At 60.1% G+C, this 21,794-nt stretch carries 18 protein-coding genes and 1 pseudogene; 12 read left to right on the top strand and 7 right to left on the bottom strand.

Annotated features, from left to right (window positions below):
- Positions 1–12: 12 nt before the first annotated feature.
- From ACOYW2_RS16380 to recJ, 3 genes and pseudogenes are all read right to left on the bottom strand, one after another.
- A complete protein-coding gene (locus tag ACOYW2_RS16380) occupies positions 13–438 on the bottom strand; it encodes a hypothetical protein (protein ID WP_482415497.1) in 426 nt (141 codons plus the stop codon).
- Positions 439–781: 343 nt separating this feature from the next.
- Entirely contained in the window at positions 782–1,345 is a 564-nt protein-coding gene (locus tag ACOYW2_RS16375) for a hypothetical protein (protein ID WP_482771043.1), read from the bottom strand.
- Positions 1,284–2,504, bottom strand: a pseudogene (gene recJ, locus ACOYW2_RS16370) (single-stranded-DNA-specific exonuclease RecJ); the annotation flags it as partial. The gene ACOYW2_RS16375 and the pseudogene recJ, both read right to left, overlap by 62 nt.
- Positions 2,505–2,827: 323 nt before the next feature.
- Between recJ and ACOYW2_RS16365 the strand changes: the two are divergent.
- The 5 genes from ACOYW2_RS16365 (at position 2,828) to ACOYW2_RS16345 (ending at position 6,479) form a co-directional block, all read left to right on the top strand.
- Positions 2,828–3,064: a DUF4911 domain-containing protein gene (locus ACOYW2_RS16365; protein ID WP_482415499.1), complete on the top strand. Its 237-nt coding sequence runs from the start codon at positions 2,828–2,830 to the stop codon at positions 3,062–3,064.
- Between the two features lie 64 nt (positions 3,065–3,128).
- Positions 3,129–4,466, top strand: a complete 1,338-nt coding sequence (gene miaB / locus ACOYW2_RS16360; protein WP_482767201.1) for a tRNA (N6-isopentenyl adenosine(37)-C2)-methylthiotransferase MiaB — start codon at positions 3,129–3,131, stop codon at positions 4,464–4,466.
- A 355-nt stretch (positions 4,467–4,821) separates the two neighbouring features.
- Positions 4,822–5,091, top strand: coding sequence for a bifunctional nuclease family protein (locus ACOYW2_RS16355; RefSeq protein ID WP_482767200.1), 270 nt, complete (start codon positions 4,822–4,824; stop codon positions 5,089–5,091).
- 135 nt (positions 5,092–5,226) lie between these two features.
- A complete protein-coding gene (locus tag ACOYW2_RS16350; protein ID WP_482415501.1) occupies positions 5,227–5,871 on the top strand; it encodes a histidinol phosphate phosphatase domain-containing protein in 645 nt (214 codons plus the stop codon).
- A 215-nt stretch (positions 5,872–6,086) separates the two neighbouring features.
- The gene (locus tag ACOYW2_RS16345; protein WP_482415502.1) at positions 6,087–6,479 is read left to right on the top strand and encodes a response regulator; all 393 of its coding nucleotides are present in this window, start codon (positions 6,087–6,089) and stop codon (positions 6,477–6,479) included.
- Positions 6,480–6,675: 196 nt separating this feature from the next.
- Here the strand turns inward: ACOYW2_RS16345 and ACOYW2_RS16340 are convergent, their stop codons facing one another.
- Both ACOYW2_RS16340 and ACOYW2_RS16335 read right to left on the bottom strand, forming a co-directional pair.
- Positions 6,676–8,082, bottom strand: a complete 1,407-nt coding sequence (locus ACOYW2_RS16340) for an ABC transporter substrate-binding protein (RefSeq protein ID WP_482767199.1) — start codon at positions 8,080–8,082, stop codon at positions 6,676–6,678.
- Between the two features lie 118 nt (positions 8,083–8,200).
- Positions 8,201–8,974 (bottom strand): type 2 periplasmic-binding domain-containing protein, encoded by a 774-nt coding sequence (locus tag ACOYW2_RS16335; protein WP_482767198.1) that lies wholly within the window; start codon positions 8,972–8,974, stop codon positions 8,201–8,203.
- 253 nt (positions 8,975–9,227) lie between these two features.
- On the opposite strand from ACOYW2_RS16335, the gene ACOYW2_RS16330 reads away from it, so the two are divergent.
- Together ACOYW2_RS16330 and purB are read left to right on the top strand one after the other, a co-directional pair.
- Positions 9,228–9,545 carry a hypothetical protein gene (locus tag ACOYW2_RS16330; RefSeq protein WP_482767197.1) on the top strand — a complete coding sequence of 106 codons (318 nt, stop codon included), beginning with the start codon at positions 9,228–9,230 and terminating at the stop codon, positions 9,543–9,545.
- Positions 9,546–9,758: 213 nt separating this feature from the next.
- The gene (gene purB, locus ACOYW2_RS16325; protein WP_482415506.1) at positions 9,759–11,120 is read left to right on the top strand and encodes an adenylosuccinate lyase; all 1,362 of its coding nucleotides are present in this window, start codon (positions 9,759–9,761) and stop codon (positions 11,118–11,120) included.
- Between the two features lie 74 nt (positions 11,121–11,194).
- On the opposite strand, the gene ACOYW2_RS16320 is transcribed toward purB, so the two are convergent.
- Complete coding sequence (locus ACOYW2_RS16320) at positions 11,195–12,625, bottom strand: sigma-54-dependent transcriptional regulator (protein WP_482767195.1); 1,431 nt, start codon at positions 12,623–12,625, stop codon at positions 11,195–11,197.
- Between the two features lie 361 nt (positions 12,626–12,986).
- Here ACOYW2_RS16320 and ACOYW2_RS16315 point away from each other — a divergent pair, with 361 nt between their 5' ends.
- From ACOYW2_RS16315 to ACOYW2_RS16305, 3 genes are all read left to right on the top strand, one after another.
- Positions 12,987–13,655, top strand: a complete 669-nt coding sequence (locus ACOYW2_RS16315) for an NUDIX hydrolase (protein WP_482767194.1) — start codon at positions 12,987–12,989, stop codon at positions 13,653–13,655.
- A 334-nt stretch (positions 13,656–13,989) separates the two neighbouring features.
- Complete coding sequence (gene eno / locus ACOYW2_RS16310) at positions 13,990–15,261, top strand: phosphopyruvate hydratase (protein ID WP_482415509.1); 1,272 nt, start codon at positions 13,990–13,992, stop codon at positions 15,259–15,261.
- A gap of 82 nt (positions 15,262–15,343) precedes the next feature.
- Positions 15,344–16,213: a hypothetical protein gene (locus ACOYW2_RS16305; protein WP_482767193.1), complete on the top strand. Its 870-nt coding sequence runs from the start codon at positions 15,344–15,346 to the stop codon at positions 16,211–16,213.
- 13 nt (positions 16,214–16,226) lie between these two features.
- Here ACOYW2_RS16305 and ACOYW2_RS16300 read toward each other — a convergent pair whose 3' ends face one another.
- The gene (locus ACOYW2_RS16300; RefSeq protein ID WP_482767192.1) at positions 16,227–16,496 is read right to left on the bottom strand and encodes a hypothetical protein; all 270 of its coding nucleotides are present in this window, start codon (positions 16,494–16,496) and stop codon (positions 16,227–16,229) included.
- A gap of 92 nt (positions 16,497–16,588) precedes the next feature.
- Between ACOYW2_RS16300 and ACOYW2_RS16295 the strand changes: the two genes are divergently transcribed.
- On the top strand, positions 16,589–18,229 hold the full coding sequence (locus ACOYW2_RS16295) for a CTP synthase (RefSeq protein ID WP_180143667.1): 1,641 nt from the start codon (positions 16,589–16,591) through the stop codon (positions 18,227–18,229).
- A gap of 812 nt (positions 18,230–19,041) precedes the next feature.
- Positions 19,042–21,669 (top strand): aminopeptidase N, encoded by a 2,628-nt coding sequence (gene pepN / locus ACOYW2_RS16290; RefSeq protein WP_482767191.1) that lies wholly within the window; start codon positions 19,042–19,044, stop codon positions 21,667–21,669.
- Positions 21,670–21,794: the final 125 nt, after the last annotated feature.

The following is a 21,794-nucleotide window of genomic DNA, read 5'->3' as shown; positions in this document are numbered from 1 at the left end:
TATTTCCGGTAATTAAATATTGGGCATGAATTTTTGGACCTGGGCGTTGATGCAGTGATAGATTTCGTCGTCGGAGCCGTAGATGTCGATGACATCCTTGTGGTCGATGAGGGTCTCCAAGACAAAGGCCGTGACCACCAGGCTGATGACATTGGGGTTCTGCACGAGCTCACGGAACGGGGCGATCTGGTAGTCGATCTCGAAATCATCGAGCTTGACCAGCTTTTCGAGCTTCTTTTCGATCTGTTCCTGCAGGGAGTTCTTGCTTGTGGTCTCCACAAGGCTGTTTTCCACAAGCTTCTGGGAAATGGCATTGCTCATGGGTTCAAGGTTGTCGCGGGCAGTTTCGATGGAAATGCGCCGCTCTTTCTCCTTGGACGACTCTATGCGCGAAAGGAGCATGGACTCCTTGTTGTTTGTTCGGAATACTTTTCCCATTCACCCTCCTGTCTATGGTTGATGGATCCGATGGGGTAGCGATGGCGCAGGCGAAGGCACGCTGACCGGGGGCGCGGAGCCATCATGAATTTACTGTGTTGCAGATGCTCTCGGGCGCATGGCCCCTTGCAAGGGCCGGGCAAAACTGGGATGCGCAGTACGCGCAGCCACCCGTTTCGGCATCCGGGCGGGCTTGGTCCACGGGGCCGGAAACGTAGCGGCTCCTGGTGGATTCGGCACAAGGATCATAGCTTTCATCCCTGAAGAAATCAAGGGAATTGTCAGGCCGTTCGGCGGGGTTGCCGAAGGGGCCCAAGGCCCGAAAACAGAGGCTTTCCAGACGTCAGGACTCCATGTCGTGGATCTGCATCTGTGGGCTCTTGCCGCCGTTCCACCGGTTCCAGCGCAGGGAGTAGAGGCAGCGCGCAATGCGTTTTTCCGGTGGCCCCCCGGGGTGGTTGAAGCGGATGGCCATGCATTTGGCCAGGTGGGGGTTGCCCTCGGCGGCCAGGACGTACCTTCGGTGGCATCGCCCCACCTCCATGGAGGAGAGGACCCGGATATCCTCGGCGATGAACAGGGGCTCCCTGTTGCCTTCGCCGAAGGGTGCCAGAGATTCCAGCTCGTCGATGAGGGCCGGGCTGATTTCGGAGAGGGGCAGCCGGGCGTCGGCGGGAATGGCGGTGACGTAGTCCTCCGGGGTGGTGGCTGCCCCCAGGTGGGATTCGAGCTCTCGGTGAAAATCCCGGATGCGATCCGCTTTGAGCTGGAGGCCCGCGGCCTGCCGGTGCCCCCCGAAGCGCTCCAGGGTGTCGGCGGTGGCGGAAAGGGCCTGAGTAGAGGTCCACCCCGGGGATGCTGCGGCCGGAGCCTTTGCCGATGCCCCGCTCGTCCACGGAGATGACAAAGGCCGGCTTGCCGTATTCCCGGACCACGCGGGAGGCCACGATACCAAGGACCCCGGGGTGCCAGCCGTTGTTGGCCAGGACCAGGGCCTTTCGGTCCAGCAGGGCCGGGCTCTCTTCAATGTACGAGACGATTTCGTCGAAGATGCGGGCCTCGGTCTCTTGACGATGGCTGTTGAGGCGGCAGAGCTCTTTGGCGATGGGTGCGGCCTGGGCCTTGTTGGGGGCCAGCATCAGGTCCAGGCCGGTCTGGGCATGGTCCATGCGGCCTGCGGCGTTGATTCGCGGGGCCAGGCGAAAGGCGATGTCTTCGGAGTCCACGGTCTCTTTGTTGGCTTTGGCGGCGGTGAGTAGGGAGGCGATGCCGGGCCGTGCGCTCCGGTTGATCATCTCCAGGCCGGCCCGGGTGAGGATGCGGTTCTCTGCGGTGAGGGGGACGATGTCGGCCACGGTGCCCAGGGCCACGATATCGCAGAGGGCCTTGAGGTTGGGCTCTTCCCCATTTTTCCAGTGGCCTGCAGCGCGAAGGGCGGTGCGAAGGGCCGCGGCAAGGTAAAAGGCAACCCCCACCCCGGCTAGATTTTCCATGCCGGATTCACAGGCGGGTTGCTTGGGGTTGATGACGGCCAGGGCGTCGGGGAGGGCCTCGCCGGTGGTGTGGTGGTCGGTGATGATGACGTCGATGCCGAGGCCCTTGGCCGTATTTACCGCCTCAAAGGAGGTGGAGCCGCAGTCCACGGTGACGATGACCCGGGCACCTGCAGGGGCCGCGTGGTCGGTGACCTGTGACGGGTGGAATCCGTATCCGTCGTCCACCCTGTGGGGAAGATGCCAGGCCACGCGGGCTCCGGCGCTTCTCAGGAAGAGGACCAGAAGGGCCGTGGAGGTGATGCCGTCGGCATCGTAGTCGCCGCAGATGAAGATCACCTCTCCGTCGGTGACGGCACGGACCAGGCGCGTCACGGCCGTGTCCATGCCGTGCAGCCGCTGGGGCGGGCGGAGCCCCGAAAGGGACGGGGCAAGAAAGGCCCGGGCGGCTTCGGGGGTGTCGTGGCCCCTTGCCATGAGGAGGCCTGCCGTCACGGGGGAGACCCCGAGGGCTTCTCCCAGGTCTTTGGCCCGGGAGGCGTCAATGTCGGTGGTGGTCCAGTCTGTGTGCATACATTCGTGTCTCTGGTGAATCGGACATGTCCGGATGGGGTGAAACGGCGGCTCGGCACAGGCCGGGCGAGCGTTACGCCAATCGCATCGAGGTGGCTGCATGGGCGGTCTCCCCGAAAGGAGGGCGGGCTTTTTCCGTCGGTTGGGGAGACCATACACCATCCGCCGGGAGGGTTCAAAGGGTTTCGAAAAGGGGCGGCGCGTACAAAGGGGTGGTACCGGGGAAACCGATGTGGTAAAGGATAACGTTTTCCAATGGTTTGGTTTTTCGGTCCGCGGGCCGAAGGCCGACAAGAGCCCGTCATGAAAGGTAAGGAGCGCAAGTGGGGTGCATTGAAAGATATTTCAGGCTCAGGCGAGGGGATATCGTCTTTGTGAAGTACACCTTTGAGGCCCTGGACAACCTGGTGGTGGTCACCACTGTCAACAGGGATCGGGATATCATCGTGCTCCGCATTGCGCCGGGGTGTGAGGATGAGGTGGAGAAGGTCCTTGAGAGTTTTGAGGGCACGGTTTGCCTGGAAGAGATTGAGGCCCCGGATAACCAAGAGCGCCTTTGAGCCTGCAATGCGAAGTGATCAGGGCCCCCGCATGGGGTGTCCCTCGAGAGGTAAAGAAACCAGAATGAATGTAAAGTCCGTATACATATACACCATCGGATGCCAGATGAACGTCTACGACTCGGAGATGTTCAAGAAAGTGCTGAGACCCCTGGGGTACATCCCCACCGACGAGGTGGAGGATGCCGATCTGGTCATCGTCAACACCTGCACCGTCCGGAAGAAAGCCGAAGAAAAGGCCTTCAGCTTCCTGGGCCGGATGCGTGCATTGAAAAAGAAGAACCCGGAGCTCATCGTGGCCATCGGGGGGTGTGTGGCCCAGCAGGAAGGGGCCGCCATTCTCCGGCGCATGCCTTACGTGGATCTTGTCTTCGGCACGCGGGCCTACGCCCGCCTTGCGGCCATGGTCAAGGCCTTTGAATACGACCGGATTCCCGTTGTGGATGTGGAGATGACCATGGGCGTGGCCGACGAGATCCCGACCCCGGCCATGGACGCCGAGGTGGAGGTCTCCAGGTTCGTCACCATCATGCGGGGGTGCGACAACTTTTGCTCTTACTGCATCGTGCCTTACGTGCGCGGGCGGGAAGAGAGCCGGGACCCCGATGCCATCGTGCAGGAAGTCACGGAGCTTGTGGCCCGGGGCGCACGGGAGATCACCCTGCTGGGTCAGAACGTGAACTCCTACGGCAAGAAAGAGGACCTCTGCGATTTTCCCGAGCTGCTCCGCCGCGTAAGCGACGTGGAGGGACTGGAGCGCATCCGGTTTGCCACCTCCCACCCCAAGGACCTTTCCCCTGGCCTGGTGGAGGCCTACCGGGACCTGCCCAAGCTCTGCAACCACATTCACCTTCCCGTGCAGTCCGGCTCCAACGCCGTGCTCAAGAAGATGAACCGCAAATACACCCGGGAAGATTACATGCAGCGCATCGAGCGCTTGAAAGAGGTGCGGCCGGACATCGCCCTGACCTCGGACATGATCGTGGGCTTCCCCGGAGAGACCGAGGAGGATTTCGCCGAGACCCTGGACCTGGTAAGGGCCGTGGGCTTTTCCGGGATCTTTGCCTTCAAGTATTCGGACCGGCCCAATGCCCCGGCCGTGGGCTACGAGGGCAAGGTCTCCGAAGAGGACAAGAGCCGTCGTCTGGCAGCCCTTCTGGACCTTGAAAAAGAGCTCTCGGAAAAGCGCAACCTCTCTTATGCGGGTACCACCGTGGAAGTTCTCGTGGAGGGGCGCAAAGAGGGGAAGGGGGGCCTGCAGTGGACGGGCCGCTCCTCCTGCAACCGGGTGGTGAACTTTACCGCCGCCAAAGAGGGTTCCGATGCAAACCTTGTGGGAAAGGTGGTTCCGGTTTATATTGAAGAAGGATTGCCGCACTCATTAAGGGGGGTGCTGGTCTAAGCGTTTTACGTGCGGTTAACGGTTCATGGCATCTGACCCGGCCATGAGTGATGTTGTCGGGTCCAACCCCCGCCGCCCGGTTTCGGGCGGCACCGAAGCGAAGCGATGTTTGTTGCTTCGCCCAAGGGAGGTGAACCATGACACACGAAATGACCATTGCCTCCATCTCCATGGACAAGATCACCAGGACCCCTGTCCTGGTGCTCAAGTCCGAGAAAGATGGACGGCTTCTACCCATCTGGATCGGCCTTCTCGAGGCCTCATCCATTGTCTTCGGTCTCCAGGAGACCCCAAGGCCCTTCCACGCCCTCTTGTCCAGTTCCTCAGTCACACCGATACATCCGTTGAGCGGGTGGTGGTGTCCGATCTTGTGGAGAATACCTACCACGCACGCATCATCTTTACAGCCGGTGGGCAGCACTTTGAGCTGGACTCACGCCCCAGCGACGCCATTGCCATGGCCGTGCGGTTCCGCGCCCCCATTTTCGTGGAAGACCATGTGCTGGAAGAGGCGCGCAAGGAGTCGGAGTCTGTAGAGGTGGCCGACGAGACCAGTGAGGGGAAACGCTGGGCCGAATACCTCGAGGGGTTGTCCCCGGAGGACTTCGGTAAATATAAGGTGTAGGGCTGATCGGTGGCGGTTTCGGGGCATTTTTTTCATGAAATGCCCCACCTGACGTGGTATGGGTAATGTTCCTGTTCCCCCGCTTTTGTCACGAGGCGGGCAACCTGAGTACCCGTGAGAAGGAGCCCTGCGACCATGATCGATCTTCACTCCCATACCTTTTTCAGCGACGGCGTTCTCGTGCCTTCGGAGCTGGCCCGCCGGGCCGAAGCCAAGGGGCTTACCGCCCTGGGGATCACCGACCACGGTGACCTGTCCAATATCGACCACATCGTTCCCCGCATCGTTGCCGTGGCCGACAGGCTCAATGAGGTGATGGCTATTGAAGTGGTCCCCGGTATCGAACTGACCCATGTGCCCCCGGCCCATATCGCCGAAGCAGCGGCCCTGGCCCGTAAGCTGGGGGCCCGCATCGTGGTTGTCCACGGGGAGACCGTGGTGGAGCCCGTGGCCCCGGGGACCAACCGCGCCGCCATCGAAGCCAAGGTGGATGTCCTGGCCCACCCGGGCCTCATCACCGACGAGGAGGCGGCCCTGGCCGCAGCCAACGGGGTGCTTTTGGAGATCACGGCCCGCGGCGGCCACAGTCTCACCAACGGCCATGTGGCCCAAAAGGCCCTTAAGGCCGGTGCCTCCATGGTCATCGACACGGACAGTCACTCCCCGGGGGATCTCATCGACGAGGCCTTTGCCCGCATCGTCATCGCAGGGGCGGGGCTGCCCGAGTCGGCCTTTGAGCAGATGCAGACCAACGCCCGTGCCTTTCTGACACGGGGCTAAAGGGTTTATGCCTGGGCCCGCCACCGTGCGGGCCGACCCGGGCCGGGGGGGATTGCTGAGATGCCCGGTTGCCGTGGGGGATGCGTATATTTCTTTTGCTTTTCGCACGTATTTGTGTGATACTTGTAAACATGTCGAAAACATTGATTTTTTAAGTGGTATTCAGTTTATAACATAAACGGTTGTTCTACGTTGTTACTAGCAACGGGGTGAGCATGGTATCACTTCTCGTGATTGATGATGATGAGGCCCTCCTGAACCTGTATCGGTTGATGCTCAAGCGTCAAGGGTACCGGGTCCACACGGCGGCCAGCGGAGAGACCGGCATCCGCATGTTTGAAAACGGCGACTACGCCCTGGTGATCACAGACCTGATCATGGGGGGGATGAGCGGAAACGGTGTGGCCGAGTACATCCGCCGGTCGGACAAGGGGGTGATCCCCATCATCGGTGTGTCGGGGACTCCCTGGCAGGTCGATGCCCGGCATTTTGACGCCGTGATGGAGAAGCCCGTCTCCATGAAGGATCTGGTCACAAGTGTCCGGCTCCTGGTGGGGCCCGCCTTTGAAGAGGGAGGGGCAAGTCCCGGTCGCGCCCTCCGGGGATGACGATTTCGTTTGCACCTGACGGGTTTTGTTCTCCGGGCTGTTTGATGGGGGGCAGAGCCTTGCTGTGTGTCTGGATGGCAAAAAAAGAACGGGGCCTGTCCGCGGTGTGCATCCGCGGGGCAAGCCCCGTTCCTTGAGGGTGGATCGATGATTCAGCCCCGCAACCTTAACGGTGCGGGGCTTTTTTTGTCTGAAATCAGGCGGCGCCGGAGGCGGCGTCTCCCCGGCCCGTGGCCTTGTCTGCAAAACGCAGGTCCACGAATTTGTTGAGGTCGATGAGCTTGCCGATCCCCATGTCGTGGTACATGTAGTTCTGGATTTTATCGAGGTCTTCGATGGAGGGGTAGAGGTCGTCCATGGTAATGCCGTTTTTCTGGCCGAGGACCTGAAGGAGGACGGGCAGGGAGAGGCCCAGTTTGCCTTCGGGGTCCAGAAAGGCGAGGGCGATCTCTGCGGCGCCTTTTTTGTTTTCCGAGACGTAGCGTCCGGCTTTGACCAGAAGGTCTGTGAGTTCCTGGACGGCATCGGGGGCCGTGTCGATGAGCTCCTGCCTGAGGGCCACCACGCAGCAGGGGTGGTCGGGCCACATGCCGCCGGAGACAAACTCCATGGAACCTAAGCCGGAGGAAGCGGCCCGGGTACAGATGGGTTCGGCCACGATGAAGCCCCCGACAGACTCGTCCTCTTTCATGATGGGGGGCATTTTTACCGGCGGAACCACCTCAAAACGAACGTTGATGGCCTTCTGGCCGGGAACTCCGGGCTTCAGGCCCAGGCCGGTGAGGTACTTGTGGGCCAGCATGTTGTGGATGGACATCTTGTGGGGGATGTTCACCACCTTGTATTTATAGAAGTCCGCCTTGTCGCTGTAGGGGCCCTCTTCGTATCGTGAGCTTCGGACAAACCCGCTGCCGTTTTTGTGGGCAAAGAGAACCAGCTTGATGGGCACGTTGTAGGCATACAGGTCCATGGCGATGGGGGCCAGTACCATGGCGCCGGAGACTTCGCCGGTTTCGAGCTTTTCCTGAACGGGGTTCCATCCGGGGAGGCGGTCGGTCTCAAGGATGAATCGCTCGGGGTTGACCTCGCCCGTGTCGATCCAGTGCTTGAGGATACCTAAGGCCAGGTGGTCGGTGATCTGGATGTGGCCCAGGCGGATCACCACCTTTCCGTCTCGGATCTCGGGTGTGTGCTTTTCTGCGGATGAGGCCTCTTCTGCGGGGGCAAAGGCCTTTTCAATGGCGTTTTTGAGTTCCACTTCATCAAAGGGCTTGGGCACGTGGCCGTTGCTCCCGGCCTCGCGGGCGACCTCCTGCTGGGTCTTGTCCCCCTGGGCCGTTGCCATGATAAAGGGAATCGCTTTCAGCGCCTCACGCTTGCGGACCTCTTTGAGCAACTCAAGCCCGTCCATGGTGGGCATGTTCCAGTCGCTGATGATGAGATCAAAGGGCCCTTCGTTTTCGAGTTTTTCCAGGGCATCCACTCCGTTTACAGCCAGAGAGATTTTGGTGAAACCCGCTTTTTCGAGATACTGCCGGAACATCACACGCATGGTTCCGGAGTCATCCACTGCCAATATGTTCATATCCATATCGATAGACATTTATGTCTCCTTTTCCAACCAAACCAGGTCAACTTTTCTATACCATCGTCACTTTTTATGGAATATTTAAGCCTTTTTTGGGGCGGCAGCCCAAAAAAAGCCCCGGGGAAAATTTCTCTCAAAGAAGGGAGGCGATCATGGGGGAGAGTTGTTCACTGTCCAGGTAACGTCCTGTGGTCAGGAAGTCCGCCCGGCAGGGGGGGATGAGCCTCGGGGCATCCGGGATGTCCGGGTGGGGCCGGGTGTTGATAAGGGCCCCTGCCAGCTGTTCCAGAAGCTGAGCCCTGGAGGCGCCTTCGGTGTTTCTTACCACAAGGACCGCGCCGGTGTATTCGGGCCAGAGGTCCCGGCACTGCATGAGCTCGCTGGTGCTGCCTTCCTCAAGCATGGCCGACAGGGAGGGCTCCTCCAGGACGGCGGCACCGATGGCGCCGCTGGGGTTGATGCGCAGGGCGTCCGGGATCATCTCCGGGGCCATCTGTTCCGCCTGGATCCCATCGGGTCCGGCATCGGGGCCCAGGGCAAGGCCGCATTCCCGAAAGAGGCGATGGGCCAGGAGGTACTCCATGGAGCCGATGCAGGAGAAGAGCATGCGGGTACCGGCAAGGTCCCGGATGTCCTGAAGGGGGGTTGCACCGGGCGTCACAAGGGCGCTTCCCGTGTTCTGAACCGCAGCCAGGACGCAGATTCCCTCCTGCCAGCGTGCCAGTACATGGGCAAAGGGGAGGGGAAGGAGGCCGCCGTCGAGCCATCCTTTGAGGATACCCCTGGCGATGCGCCGGGTACTGCCGGATTTGATGGGGCGAAGATGCTTGGAGAGAAAGGGATCCGAGAGGATCATCTGATGCAGGGTCCCATGGGAGGAGAGGTTGAGGTATCCAATGTGAAGCACTGCTCTTTCTCCCGGTTGCCTGAAAATTGCAATTGCGTTGTGTGACGGGCCTTTCACTGGAAAGGGGTTAACAGAGTTGACCTCATTTTTCAAGTGTGGTTTTCTGGTGGAGCCCTCAAGGAAGATGGCCGGGCTCCGATACATGGAAGGAGGACTCCTCACGTGTGAGGGACCGGTCGCTCGGGCTGTGGTGCAGCCGCCACGGGTAAGAAAACGGCTTCCATGGGGGAGGTCGGTGAGCCAAGGAGGGAAGATGGGCGCGGCAGCAGATCCTGCTGAAATAAAAATAGGCGAAGAGGCCATGATTGAAAGGGTCCGGGAAGGGCTGGACGGAGATGCCCTCCAGGGGCTCCTGGCCCATGGCCTGTCCCTTCGGTCCTTTGACGTGGAGGATGTGGCCCTTGCCGCCCATAACGGGCAGCTTGTGTTCCAGGTGGACCTTTCGGTCTGGGTGGAAAGCTCCGTCACCGTGGAACTGGGCCTGCCACATCTCTGCCAGGACAAAGAGGAGCTTGCCCTTCGCAGCCGCCGTTTCTGGCGGGAACTCAAGGAGAGCTGCCTTGATGACTGACCTCTCCGGGCCGAAACCGGTTGTCTCCTCCCTGCATCCTGTGATAGGACATCCCGCGTAATCCTTAAAGCTTCAGGCGTAAAACATCAGCCCCGGCAGCAGGCTTGAAAACGATCACCCTGTCATCGCAAAGAGGTTCCATGGCCCGACCCATGGTTGCCATGAACGGATCGAGTATTCCCAAACAACAACACCACAACAGGACAACGCACCATGGATCAAGTGAAGGCATTGACCGTTCTTGACGGCAGGTACAAAAGACTCACCGAATCGCTCCGGGACATCTTTTCGGAGTACGGACTGATTCGTCATCGCGTGCTGGTGGAGGCCAGGTGGCTGGAATTTATCATCGATGACCTGAAATTCGCTTCCCCCGATGGGGAGTGGAAGACAGCGGTTCGCGAGATCACCGACTCCTTTAATGAGGAGGGTGCCCTGCGCGTCAAGGAGATCGAGCGCACCACCAACCATGACGTGAAGGCCGTTGAGTATTACATCAAAGAGAAGCTCGACGAAAAGGGCCTGGCCGATATCCGTGAGTGGACCCATTTTGCCTGTACCTCCGACGACATCAACAACACCGCCTACGCCCTGATGATCGAAAAGGGGCGCGAAGAGGTTCTTTCCGTGATGAAAGACCTCCTTTCCGACGTGGAGACCATGGCCAAAACATGGCGCGACAAGCCCATGATGTCCCGCACCCACGGACAGCCCGCCACCCCCACCACCGTGGGCAAGGAGCTGGTGAACTTTGCCTGGCGCATCCGCCGGGAGATGGACAACCTCGCCTCCGTGGACATCGGAGCCAAGATGAATGGCGCCACGGGCGGTTACAACGCCCACACCGCGGCTTTCCCCGAGGTGGACTGGATCGCGGCAGGGGAGCGCTTCGTCAGGGATTACCTCCACATCAGCCCCTTGTACTACACCACCCAGATCAACCCCAACAGCTACATCGCAGAGGCCCTTCACTCCATGGTGCGGGCCGCCTCCATCATCATCGACCTGGACCGCGATATGTGGGGTTACGTCTCTTTGGGCTACTTCAAGCAGAAGACCGTGGCCGGTGAAGTGGGCTCCTCCACCATGCCCCACAAGGTCAACCCCATCGATTTTGAGAACAGCGAAGGCAACCTGGGGGTCGCCATCTCCATGATGGACCACCTGGCGGTCAAGCTCCTCAATTCCAGATTCCAGAGGGATCTCACCGACAGCACGGTTCTCCGCAACATGGGGGCCCTTTTCGGGTACGTGATCATCGGCATGAAGAACACCATCAAGGGGCTGGGCAAGATGGAGCTGAACGAAGCAGCCCTTCTGGCCGATCTCGACGCCAACCAGGAGCTCCTGGCCGAGCCCATCCAGACCGTCATGCGGGTCTACGGCGAAGAGAACCCTTACGAAAAACTCAAGGCCCTCACCCGGGGCGTGCGCATCACCGAGGCCGAGCTGGCAGCCTTCATTGATTCCCTGGAAAAGGTTCCGGCAGAAGCCAAGGACCGCCTGAAGGCCCTGACCCCCGCCCGTTACGTGGGGCTGGCCGCCGAGCAGGTGGATCACTACTTTGCCGGATAGGCCGACGCCTTCGGTGCACAGATGATTTTGTAAAACATGAAAACCCCCGTATCCCTTTGGATGCGGGGGTTTTTTTATTGTTTTTTCAGGTGAGGTGTCAGGTCAAAGCGTTTGAGCAGGGCGTAGAGGTGGGAACGCGACAGGCCCGAGATGTCGAGCATGCGGCGAACATCTCCTTCGGCGTAGCGGACCAGCTCGTTGAGGTAGCGTTGCTCCAGGCGTGTTTTGGCTTCTTTCATGGAGGGTTCGTCTTCGGCGAAGAAGTGGCTGAGCCCGGCGTCGGGGGCTTTTTCATCCGGGGCATTGGATTCCCTGGCCACGGCAAGTCGGGCCAGCTCGATGCGGATCTCCTGGGGCAGGTCCATGATGCGGATGGTGGGGCACTCACCGGCGGCAAAAAAGGCGTGTTCGATGACGTTGAAGAGCTCCCGGATGTTGCCCGGCCACGGGCATCGCATGAGCGGGTCGAAGAAACCGGGCTCGAACTGTTTTTCTCCGACAGCGTAGCGCGCGGCGAGGCCGGCCGCGTGGTGAGCCGCCAGGGGCATGAGGTCCTCTTTGCGCCTGCGCAAAGGGGGCAGGTCCAGGGTAAAAGCACGCAGCCGAAAGAGAAGGTCCCGCCTGAAGCGTCCCTCCTCCACCATGCGGCCAAGGTCCCTGTTGGTGGCGGCGATGAGGCGGAAATCGCTCTCTTCCTCCGTTGCGCTGCCCACGGGCCGGAACCGTTTCTCCTGGAGCACCCGAAGAAAGCTCTTTTGCAGGGGCAGTGGCATCTCCCCGATCTCATCAAGGAAAAGAGTGCCTTTGTGGGCGGCCTTGACCAGGCCGGTGCGGTCCTGGTCCGCGCTGGTAAAGGCGCCCTTGCTGTGGCCGAAGAGGGTGCTCTCCACCAGGGTCTCGGTAAGGGCCGCGCAGTCCACGGTGACAAACCGGTTGCCCTTTCTCGGGCTGTTGTCGTGGATGGTGCGGGCAAAGAGTTCCTTGCCCGTACCGGTCTCCCCGGTGATGAGTACCCCGGAGTGGCATCCGGCGGCACGGGCCACCATGTCGAAACATCGGCGGATGGGAGCGCTCTGTCCGATGACGGCGTCCAGGCTGAGCTGGGGTCTTTGATAGTCGCGGATGGTCTTGCGGTGGGTCAGGGCCCGGGTGATGGCCAGGCGGGTGGCCTTCACGGACGAGGGTTTTACCAGGTAGTCCAGGGCCCCTTTTTTAATGGCCTGCCCGGCGGAGTCCGGGTCCCCTTTGCCGGTGACCATGATAAGCTCGGGGCGTGATGCGCTCTGTCGGAATCCTTCGATGTGGTCGATGCCCAGGCCGTCGGGAAGAAACAGGTCCAGAAGAACGATGTCCACGGACTCTGTCTCCAGGCAGGCATGGGCGTCGGCCAGACTCCCCGCCTCAATGGCTCGGTGCCCCATGCGGGTGATGAGGCTTTGCATGCTTTCGAAAAAGAGGTGGTCGTCGTCCACCACGAGAATCAGGGCTTGCTCTTGAACGTCCATATGTCTCCTGCCGGCGGTCATGTCCCGTAAATCCGTAAAAAAGTTGCCGACTGTGACGGCGCGTGAGGGGTCCCTTTGCGCTGAGGGCGCAAAACGGCCGTGCATGACACCGGAAAGCCTTGGCAGTCAAGGAGTGGGCGGTCTTTTTTACTGGATTGGCCTGATAAAAAATACACAGTGTTGCCTCAGATGGCAATGGGAAAAAAGGGAGGGGATGAGGAACGGGGAAGCATTTGCCGCCATGTGGCCCGAGGGTTTTGTGTTGACAGACCAAAGGCCGAGGACGTAGGCAACAAAAGGCAAATGAGACATGATACAATGCTTTTATGATATCTTGCGAGGCATGGAGATGAAAAAGAGTATGGATGACGTCGAGCAATTGAAACAGGCCTTTTCCGGTCGCCCCGGGGTGTTGGGGTGGGACCGGTTCATTCATTCGTCGGTTCTGGCCCCGGTGGTGAAGGTGGACGGGGAGCTTCACCTTCTCTTCCAGACGCGTACCAAGGGAATCCGCCAGGGCGGAGAGATCTCTTTTCCCGGTGGGGGATTCGATCCGGGCAAGGACGCGGACCTCAAGGCCACTGCCCTTCGGGAGTGCACCGAGGAGATGGGCATCCCCCCGGAAAAGGTGACGGTCATCGGAGAGCTGGACACCCTCATCACCTCGGTGGGGGTAACGGTCTCCTGCTTCGTGGGGGTGCTGGAGGACGGAGTCCTTGAGGCCATGACCGTCAATGAAGACGAGGTGGCGGACTGGTTTACCCTGCCTCTCTCTTTTTTCAGGGGGACAGAGCCCCTGGTTCACCACGTGCGCCTTATGGTGGAACCCCACTACGATCACCCGAAAAAAGGGCGGGTAACCCTGCTTCCCTCCGAGGCCCTGGGGTTGCCCAAGCGCTACCATAAACCCTGGGGCGGCCTGACCCGGGAAGTCTACCTCTGGGATACCCCCCACGGTACCCTGTGGGGCATCACCGCGGAGTTGGTCCTTGAGCTTCTCCGTGCCATGGCACAGGACGCGGCGACTTGACAGAGCGTAAGGGGAGTTGTAGGTTACTTTTGGTCCCATAAGGCCTCTTTTGAGCCCACGCGGAGCCATCATGAATACGTCCCGCCGGGAGATTATTACCCGCACGCAAAGATGCACTTGTAACAACGTCGGTTCCTTGTACGCCGGTACGGGTGGGGTGCGATCCTGCCCGGTTTGCTGCGTTGGGGACCATGGACTTGCCTTGCTGTAGATGTTCCTGAGGCTCGTGCAAACGTTGGATTTATTTTAATACATCGGCCGGCCCGTCACCGGGTGTGCCCGAGGTTTCTCAGCCCCTTCCAGGCGAAGGATGGGGCCATTTCTGGAGGAGAAGATGACCGCTATAGTTGATGTGAAGGCACGAGAGATTCTGGATTCACGTGGCAACCCCACCGTGGAAGTGGATGTAACCCTGGCTTGCGGCGCCACGGGGCGTGCGGCCGTTCCGTCCGGTGCGTCCACCGGCACCCGTGAAGCCCTGGAACTGAGGGACGGGGACAAAGGCCGGTACCTCGGCAAAGGGGTTACCCAGGCCGTTGCCAACATCATGGAGAAGATCGCCCCCGAGGTGATGGGCATGGACGCCGCCGACCAGGCCGGCCTTGACCACCACATGATCGAGATCGACGGCACCGATAACAAGTCGGCCCTGGGTGCCAACGCCATGCTCGGCGTCTCCATGGCTGCAGCCCGCGCTGCGGCCAACGCCTTTAGCCTGCCCCTGTACAAGTACCTGGGCGGGGTCAATGCCCGCAACATGCCCGTTCCCATGATGAACATCATCAACGGCGGCTCCCACGCCACCAACAACCTCGACATCCAGGAGTTCATGATCATCCCCGTGAGCGCCCCCACCGTTGCCGAGGCCGTTCGCATGGGCGCCGAGACCTTCCACAACCTGAAAAAACTCCTCAAGGACAAGGGCCTCACCACCGGTGTGGGCGACGAAGGGGGCTTTGCCCCGGACCTCGGTTCCAACGAAGAGGCCATTCAGCTCATCATGAAGGCCATTGAGATGGCAGGCTACGTGCCCGGCGATGACATCGCCCTGGCCCTGGACGCCGCCGCCAGCGAGTTCTTCGAAGACGGCAAGTACCAGCTCCAGAGCGAAGGCCGCAGCCTCACCGCCGATGAGATGATCGATTACTACGCCTCCCTCATCGAGAACTACCCCGTGGTTTCCATCGAGGACGGCCTGGCCGAGGGCGACTGGGAAGGCTGGATCCGCATGACCGAGCTCCTGGGAGACCGCGTTCAGCTCGTGGGCGACGACGTCTTCGTCACCAACCCCGCCATCCTGGAGAAGGGCATCATCGACTCCGCCGCCAACTCCATCCTCATCAAGCTGAACCAGATCGGTACCGTCTCCGAGACCCTGGATGCCATCGAAATGGCTGCCCAGGCCGGGTTCACCACGGTGATCTCCCACCGTTCCGGTGAGACCGCCGATACCTTCATCGCCGACCTTGCCGTGGCCGTCAACGCCGGGCAGATCAAGACCGGCTCCATCTCCCGAAGCGACCGCGTCGCCAAGTACAACCAGCTGATCCGCATCGAGGAAGAGCTGGGTGCCGCAGCCCGCTACAACGGACGTATCTTCGGGTAGGAAACCGCCTGATCTTAAGCGACATACCGAGCCCTGCGGACCTGTGACAAGGGCGCAGGGCTTTTTTTACAAAGGTGCCGTGATGACCCAAGTAACACGCAGGCGAGTCCTCTCTCTCTTCCTTCTTCTTTTCCTGGCCTTTGCCGGTTCGGCCGAGGCCTACCTTCTCTCTTCTTCACAGATCACCCGCCAGATGGTGAAAAAGCTGGGCAGGCCGGTGACGGCGACCCTGCAGCAGAAAGAGCTCTTTTTCAGGCGAGCCCAGAGCGAAACCCCCGATGAGGAAAACCTGGTCTTTAATGAGGTGGTGACCCTCTCCAAGCCCGACCGCTTTCACTCCGTGGTGACCGCAGGGGAGAAGAGGGTGGAGCAGTACTCCACCTTTGACACCTGGTTCCGCGTGGTGGACGGCGGGCTGGATCCCAAAGGTGTGGAGCGGGCCGCGGATCGCTACCGGGACCCCTTGCAGTTTCGCCGTGATTCCCTCATGGCAGCGCGCCTCACCGAGGCCGGGGTGGACCTTTCCGTCACCTCCCTGAACCGCCACGCCGGGCGCATCGCCTGGGTGATGGGGGCCAAGTCCACAGACACCTCTGTCCGGCCCCAGTTCTGGGTGGACAAGGAGAGTTTTCTGCCCATGCGCTGGATCCTTTTTGACAAAAAGAGCGCCCAGCAGGTGGAGATCTGGTACCACGGATGGTTCAAGCAGGGAAAATCCATGTACCCTGCGCGTATTGAGTTCTATGCCGACGGCAGGTTGTTTCGGGAGATTCACATCGAAAAGGTGACGGCGGCAAAACCCCTGGACGCCAAGCTCTTTGATCCGGCACGCTACGCAGAGAAAAAAGACGCTCCGTCCCAGGAGGCGCCCGCCGCCCCCGAGGCCTCGGAGAAACAGCGTCGGATGGAGGAGCTGGATCGGATCCTCTCCAACGATCCCCTGGCATTTTAGGGGACGTGATGCGTCAGCGAGGTGACAGAAAGGGCAGGGGGGTTGGTTTAAACTGAAGTTTGGTGCAGTTTTTGGAGTTATCCTGAAAATCATACGGGAAATCACGGGCTTGGGCTTTCAAACCTTGCGTTCCGACAGGTGATTGGATACTATCCGGTGCAACAAAACAAACCGGGTGGTATCCATGGCGGACCCTTTTTCCGTTGTGATAAAAGATAAGCAGGTGATGGTGATCCGCCGGTGGCTTATCTTTTTTTTTGATGCATCCGGTCATGCGGTACACACGATGTTCCGGGCCTGTCGGTGAGGCAGGCCGGGTTTCTGTTCGTATAATCCATATCCAACGCATCTCGTGCGATTTTTAGAGGTAACTTCATGGGGCATAACACCAAGTATATTTTTGTGACCGGCGGGGTTGTTTCATCACTGGGCAAGGGGCTCGCCTCCGCAGTGATCGGAGCACTTCTCGAAGCACGTGGCCTGAAGGTCACGATCCAGAAACTGGACCCGTACATCAACGTTGACCCGGGTACCATGAGCCCCTTTCAGCACGGTGAGGTGTTCGTCACCGACGACGGCGCCGAGACCGACCTCGACCTCGGCCACTACGAGCGCTTCACCACGGCCCGCATGGGCCGGAACAACAACTTCACCACCGGCAAGATCTACAACTCCGTCATCACCAAGGAGCGTCGCGGGGAGTACCTGGGCGGCACCGTGCAGGTGATTCCCCACATCACCGATGAGATCAAGCGCAGCATCCTTATGGTGGGGGACGACGTGGACGTGGCCCTCATTGAGATCGGTGGCACCATCGGCGATATCGAGAGCCTTCCCTTCCTGGAGGCGATCCGCCAGCTGCGTGCCGACCTCGGCAAAGAGAACGTCCTGTACGTTCACCTCACCCTGGTGCCCTACATCGCCGCCGCAGGCGAGCTCAAGACGAAGCCCACCCAGCAGAACGTCAAGGAGCTCCGGAGCATCGGTATCCAGCCCAACATCCTCATCTGCCGCTCCGACCGCGAGATTCCCAAAGAACTTAAGAAGAAGATCTCCCTGTTCTGCAACGTGGACGACGACGCGGTCATCACCGCCCGGGACGTGGACTGTATCTACGAATTGCCCCAGGTCTACCACGAAGAGGGGCTGGACGAGAAGATCATCAAATACCTCCAGATCTGGACCCGGGCCCCCCGCCTGGAGAACTGGGAGGAGTTCGCCCACCGCTTCAAGAACCCCAAAAAACGCGTCACCATCGCCATCGTGGGCAAGTACGTGGACCTCACCGAGTCGTATAAGAGTCTCAACGAGGCCCTCTACCATGCCGGGGTTCCCAATAACTGCGGGGTGGATCTCGATTTCGTCGACTCCGAGACCGTGGATGACGCCAACGCTGCAAGCCTCCTCGCCCATGCCGACGGCATCCTGATTCCCGGCGGCTTCGGGTCCCGGGGCACCGAGGGCAAGGTGGCGGCCGCGCGCTACGCCCGAGAGAACAAGGTGCCGTACTTCGGTATCTGCCTCGGCATGCAGATCGCCGTCATTGAATACGCCCGTCACGTGGCCGGCATGGATGATGCCAACAGCGCCGAGTTCGACGCCAAGACCGGCCATCCCGTCATCTATCTGATGACCGAGTGGATCAACGAGCGCACCGGCGAGATGGAGAAAAGGGACGTGAACTCCGAAAAGGGCGGTACCCTGCGCCTGGGCGCCTACCCCTGCACCCTTGCGGAAGGCACCCACGCCCGGGACGCCTACGGCACTGAGGCCATCTCCGAGCGCCATCGCCACCGCTACGAGTTCAACAACGAATTCAAAAAGGCCCTCACCGACAAGGGACTCATTCTCTCCGGGACCTCACCCAACGGCGAGCTTGTGGAGATTGTGGAAGTCCCCGACCACCCCTGGTTTGTGGGCTGCCAGTTCCACCCCGAGTTCAAGTCCCGCCCCATGGAACCCCACCCCCTCTTCGTGGAGTTCATCCGGGCGTCTTTAAAGAACGCCAAAAAGTAGAAGGGCTGGGAAATCCAGCCTCCGGCGGCCAGGGGATTTTTAGCCTAAGTGGCTTCGTCACCCCTGGACCCCAGGATTGCGAATGCTCCCGGCCTTCGTTCCTCAGGCCGATCGCATTCGCTGACGGGCTGCGCCCGTGGAAGGCCCGATGAGGTCTTGTTGCGATGTCGTTTAGCCCTGACCCGGATATGCTCTCGTCCCCAGGCTCTGCCTGGGGACGTTTTGAGGAAATTTTCCTCCACTCCTGACCCTCCCCCTACCTGAGAAAATCACCCCACGACATATCGTTCTATGCAGGCAAGGCTGAGCCATTGATGGCATCCATCGTCTCGAAAATGGATGGCAAGGGTGCTTTGGCGTGAAACCGGATTCGAAAGCAAGGAGTTTGTTCAAATAGAGCAGGGTGCGCTTGCGCACCGTGCTTGTCGACCCCCTGCGACCTCTAGATACGCGCCAACCCCAGCGTTGATACAGAACGTGCTTCCAGAAAAATGAAATGGGCCTCTCCGGAAAAAACGGTTGCCGCATATCACACCCCGCGCGAGTGCCCCGAAAACGTGTGCATGATGTCTGCCGTCATGCATTCGCCATAGCCCGGATATTTCACGAAATGATGTTTTCTTTTTGACTGGTTGTTTTCTCATGAAATATCCGGGATAGGGTTCTCAGGTGCCCCCACCTGGCCGCCGGAGGCATGCGTTGGTTTTTTTCTCTGAACCTTGAATTTTTAACCGACTCTCCTTATCTTTGGATCATTGAAGGCTGAAAGGCCCATCTGTTGATGATTCATTGCCCATCGAAAGGGAACCCCCATGACCGAACCTGTCGAAACCCACCTCAAGGACTACAAGCGCCCTGATTTTCATGTGGAGACCGTTGAGCTCCATGCAGATATATTCGAGACCGAAACCTTTGTGACCGCCAGCCTGGGCGTCAAGAAAAGCTCCGAAGCAGCCGACGGCGCCTCTTTTCTCCTGGACGGCAGGGAGCTTGAGTTGCTCTCCATCGAGCTGGATGGCCGTACTCTGACCGACGGCGAGTACACCCTTGAAGGGGAGGTCCTCACCCTGCAGGCGCCCCCCGATGTTTTTTGCCTTACAACAAAGGTGAAGATTCATCCCGAGACCAACACCTCCCTTGAGGGGCTTTACCTTGCCGACGGCACCTTCCTGACCCAGTGCGAGGCCGAGGGCTTTCGCCGCATCACCTTTTTTCCGGACCGCCCGGACGTGATGAGCAGCTACCGCTGCAGGGTGTCTGCCGATAAGGAGAAATATCCGGTGCTCCTGGCCAACGGGAACCTGGTGGACGAAGGGGAGCTTTCCGGCGGCCGCCATTTTGCAACCTGGGAGGATCCCCACAAAAAGCCGAGCTACCTGTTCGCCATGGTAGCCGGGGATCTGGCCTGTCGGGAAGATACTTTTACCACCGCCTCCGGGCGCGAGGTGGCCCTGAAGTTCTATGTGGACCATCAGGATGCCGACAAGTGCGGGCATGCCATAGAGTCCCTGAAAAAGTCCATGGCCTGGGACGAACAGACCTTTGGCCTGGAATACGATCTGGACATTTACATGGTGGTGGCCACCCACAGCTTCAACGCCGGGGCCATGGAGAACAAGGGGCTCAACGTCTTCAACTCCAAGTACGTGCTGGCAAAGCCCGAGACGGCAACGGACACGGATTTCCAGGGCATCGAAGGGGTCATCGGCCACGAGTACTTCCACAATTGGACAGGCAACCGGGTGACCCTGTGCAACTGGTTCCAGCTCTCCCTCAAAGAGGGGCTCACTGTCTTCCGTGACCAGGAGTTCTCCTCGGACATGGGCTCCCGGGCGGTGAAGCGCATCGCAGACGTCCGGGGCTTACGGGCCTCCCAGTTCCCTGAAGACGCAGGGCCCATGGCTCATCCCATCCGGCCCGAGTCTTACATTGAGATGAACAACTTCTACACGGCCACCGTGTACAACAAAGGGGCCGAGGTGATCCGCATGATCCATACCTTCCTTGGCCCCGAGGGCTTTCGCAAGGGCATGGACCTTTACGTGGCCCGTCACGACGGCAGCGCCGTGGCATGCGAGGATTTTGTCGCGGCCATGGAGGACGCCTCCGGGGTTGACCTTACCCGGTTCCGTCTCTGGTACAGCCAGGCAGGCACACCAACCGTTACCGTTACCCGCGCCTTTGACGCGGAGACCTCCCGTTACACTCTCACCTTCTCCCAGAAGGTGCCCGATACCCCGGGTCAGGTCAACAAGAAGGCCATGCAGATTCCTGTGAGGATGGGGCTTCTGGGTAGTGACGGGGCACCCATACCCCTCACCCTTGAAGGGGAGGCCTCTCCCGGTCCCCTGGAGCGCGTTCTGAGCCTCTCCTCGGAGTTGGAATCCTTCACTTTTACCGGGGTGGAGAAAGAGCCTGTTCCTTCCCTGTTCAGGGGGTTTTCCGCCCCCGTCAATCAAGTGACGGATTTGACCGAGGCCGAGTTGATCTTTCTCATGGCCCACGATCAGGACTCCTTCAACAGGTGGGACGCTGCCCAGCAGCTCTATGCCAACACCATCCTGGGCATGGTGGAAGAACTCAAAAAAGGAGAGCCTCTGGCCCTGAGCACCGACCTGGTGGCAGCGGTTCAAAAGACCCTCACGCATACAACCCTGGACAAGGCCCTCATCGCCCAGGCCCTGACCCTGCCGTCGGAGACCGAGCTGGGGGACCGCATGGCCGAGATCGATGTGGACGGGATCCACGCAGCCCGTGAGTTCGTGGCAGACACCCTGGCCGTGGCCCTCAAGGAGAGCTGGCGGTCCGTGTACGAGGCGTGCAAAGAGGACGGCCCCTATCGCCCGGACACCCAGTCCATGGCCAAGCGCCGCCTCAAGGGCCTTTGCCTCTCTTATCTCTCCAGGGTGGAGTCCCCGGCCTTTGTCATGGACGCCTTTGCTTCGGCCGCCAACATGACCGACGAGCTGGCAGCCCTTACGGTTCTGGCAGGCATGGATGCCCCGGAGAGCGATGAGGCCATGGACCGGTTCTACGGGGCGTGGAAAGGGGATACCCTGGTCCTGGACAAGTGGTTCACCGCTCAGTCCCTCTCCAACCGCCCCGGGACCCTGGAGCGGGTGGCCACCCTCATGGAACATCCCGATTTCGACATCAAAAATCCCAACAAGGTGCGCGCCCTCATCGGCGCTTTTTGCCAGGCCAACCCCTGGCATTTCCACAGACTGGACGGCAAAGGATACGACCTGCTGGCCGATGCGGTCATTGCCCTCAATACCATCAACCCCAGCATCGCCGCTCGCATGGCCTCCGGCTTCAACCGCTGGAAACGCTACGATGAAAAACGCCAGGGCCTCATGAAGGCCAGGCTGGAGCGCATCAAGGGCACCGAAAACCTTGCCAACGGTGTCTTTGAGATTGTCTCCAAGGCTCTGGCTTAGGGGCTACCAAAGAAACCATACAAAAGCCTGCCTCCGGCGGCCAGGGGATGATCCCCTGGACCCCAGGTTGCGAATGCCCTCTCCCTTCGTTCCTCAGGGTGAGGACATTCGCGAAGGTTTCTGGA

The sequence above is a fragment of the Desulfoluna sp. CLI2B genome (assembly GCF_056847375.1).
This window is presented reverse-complemented; position numbering and strand designations above follow the sequence as displayed.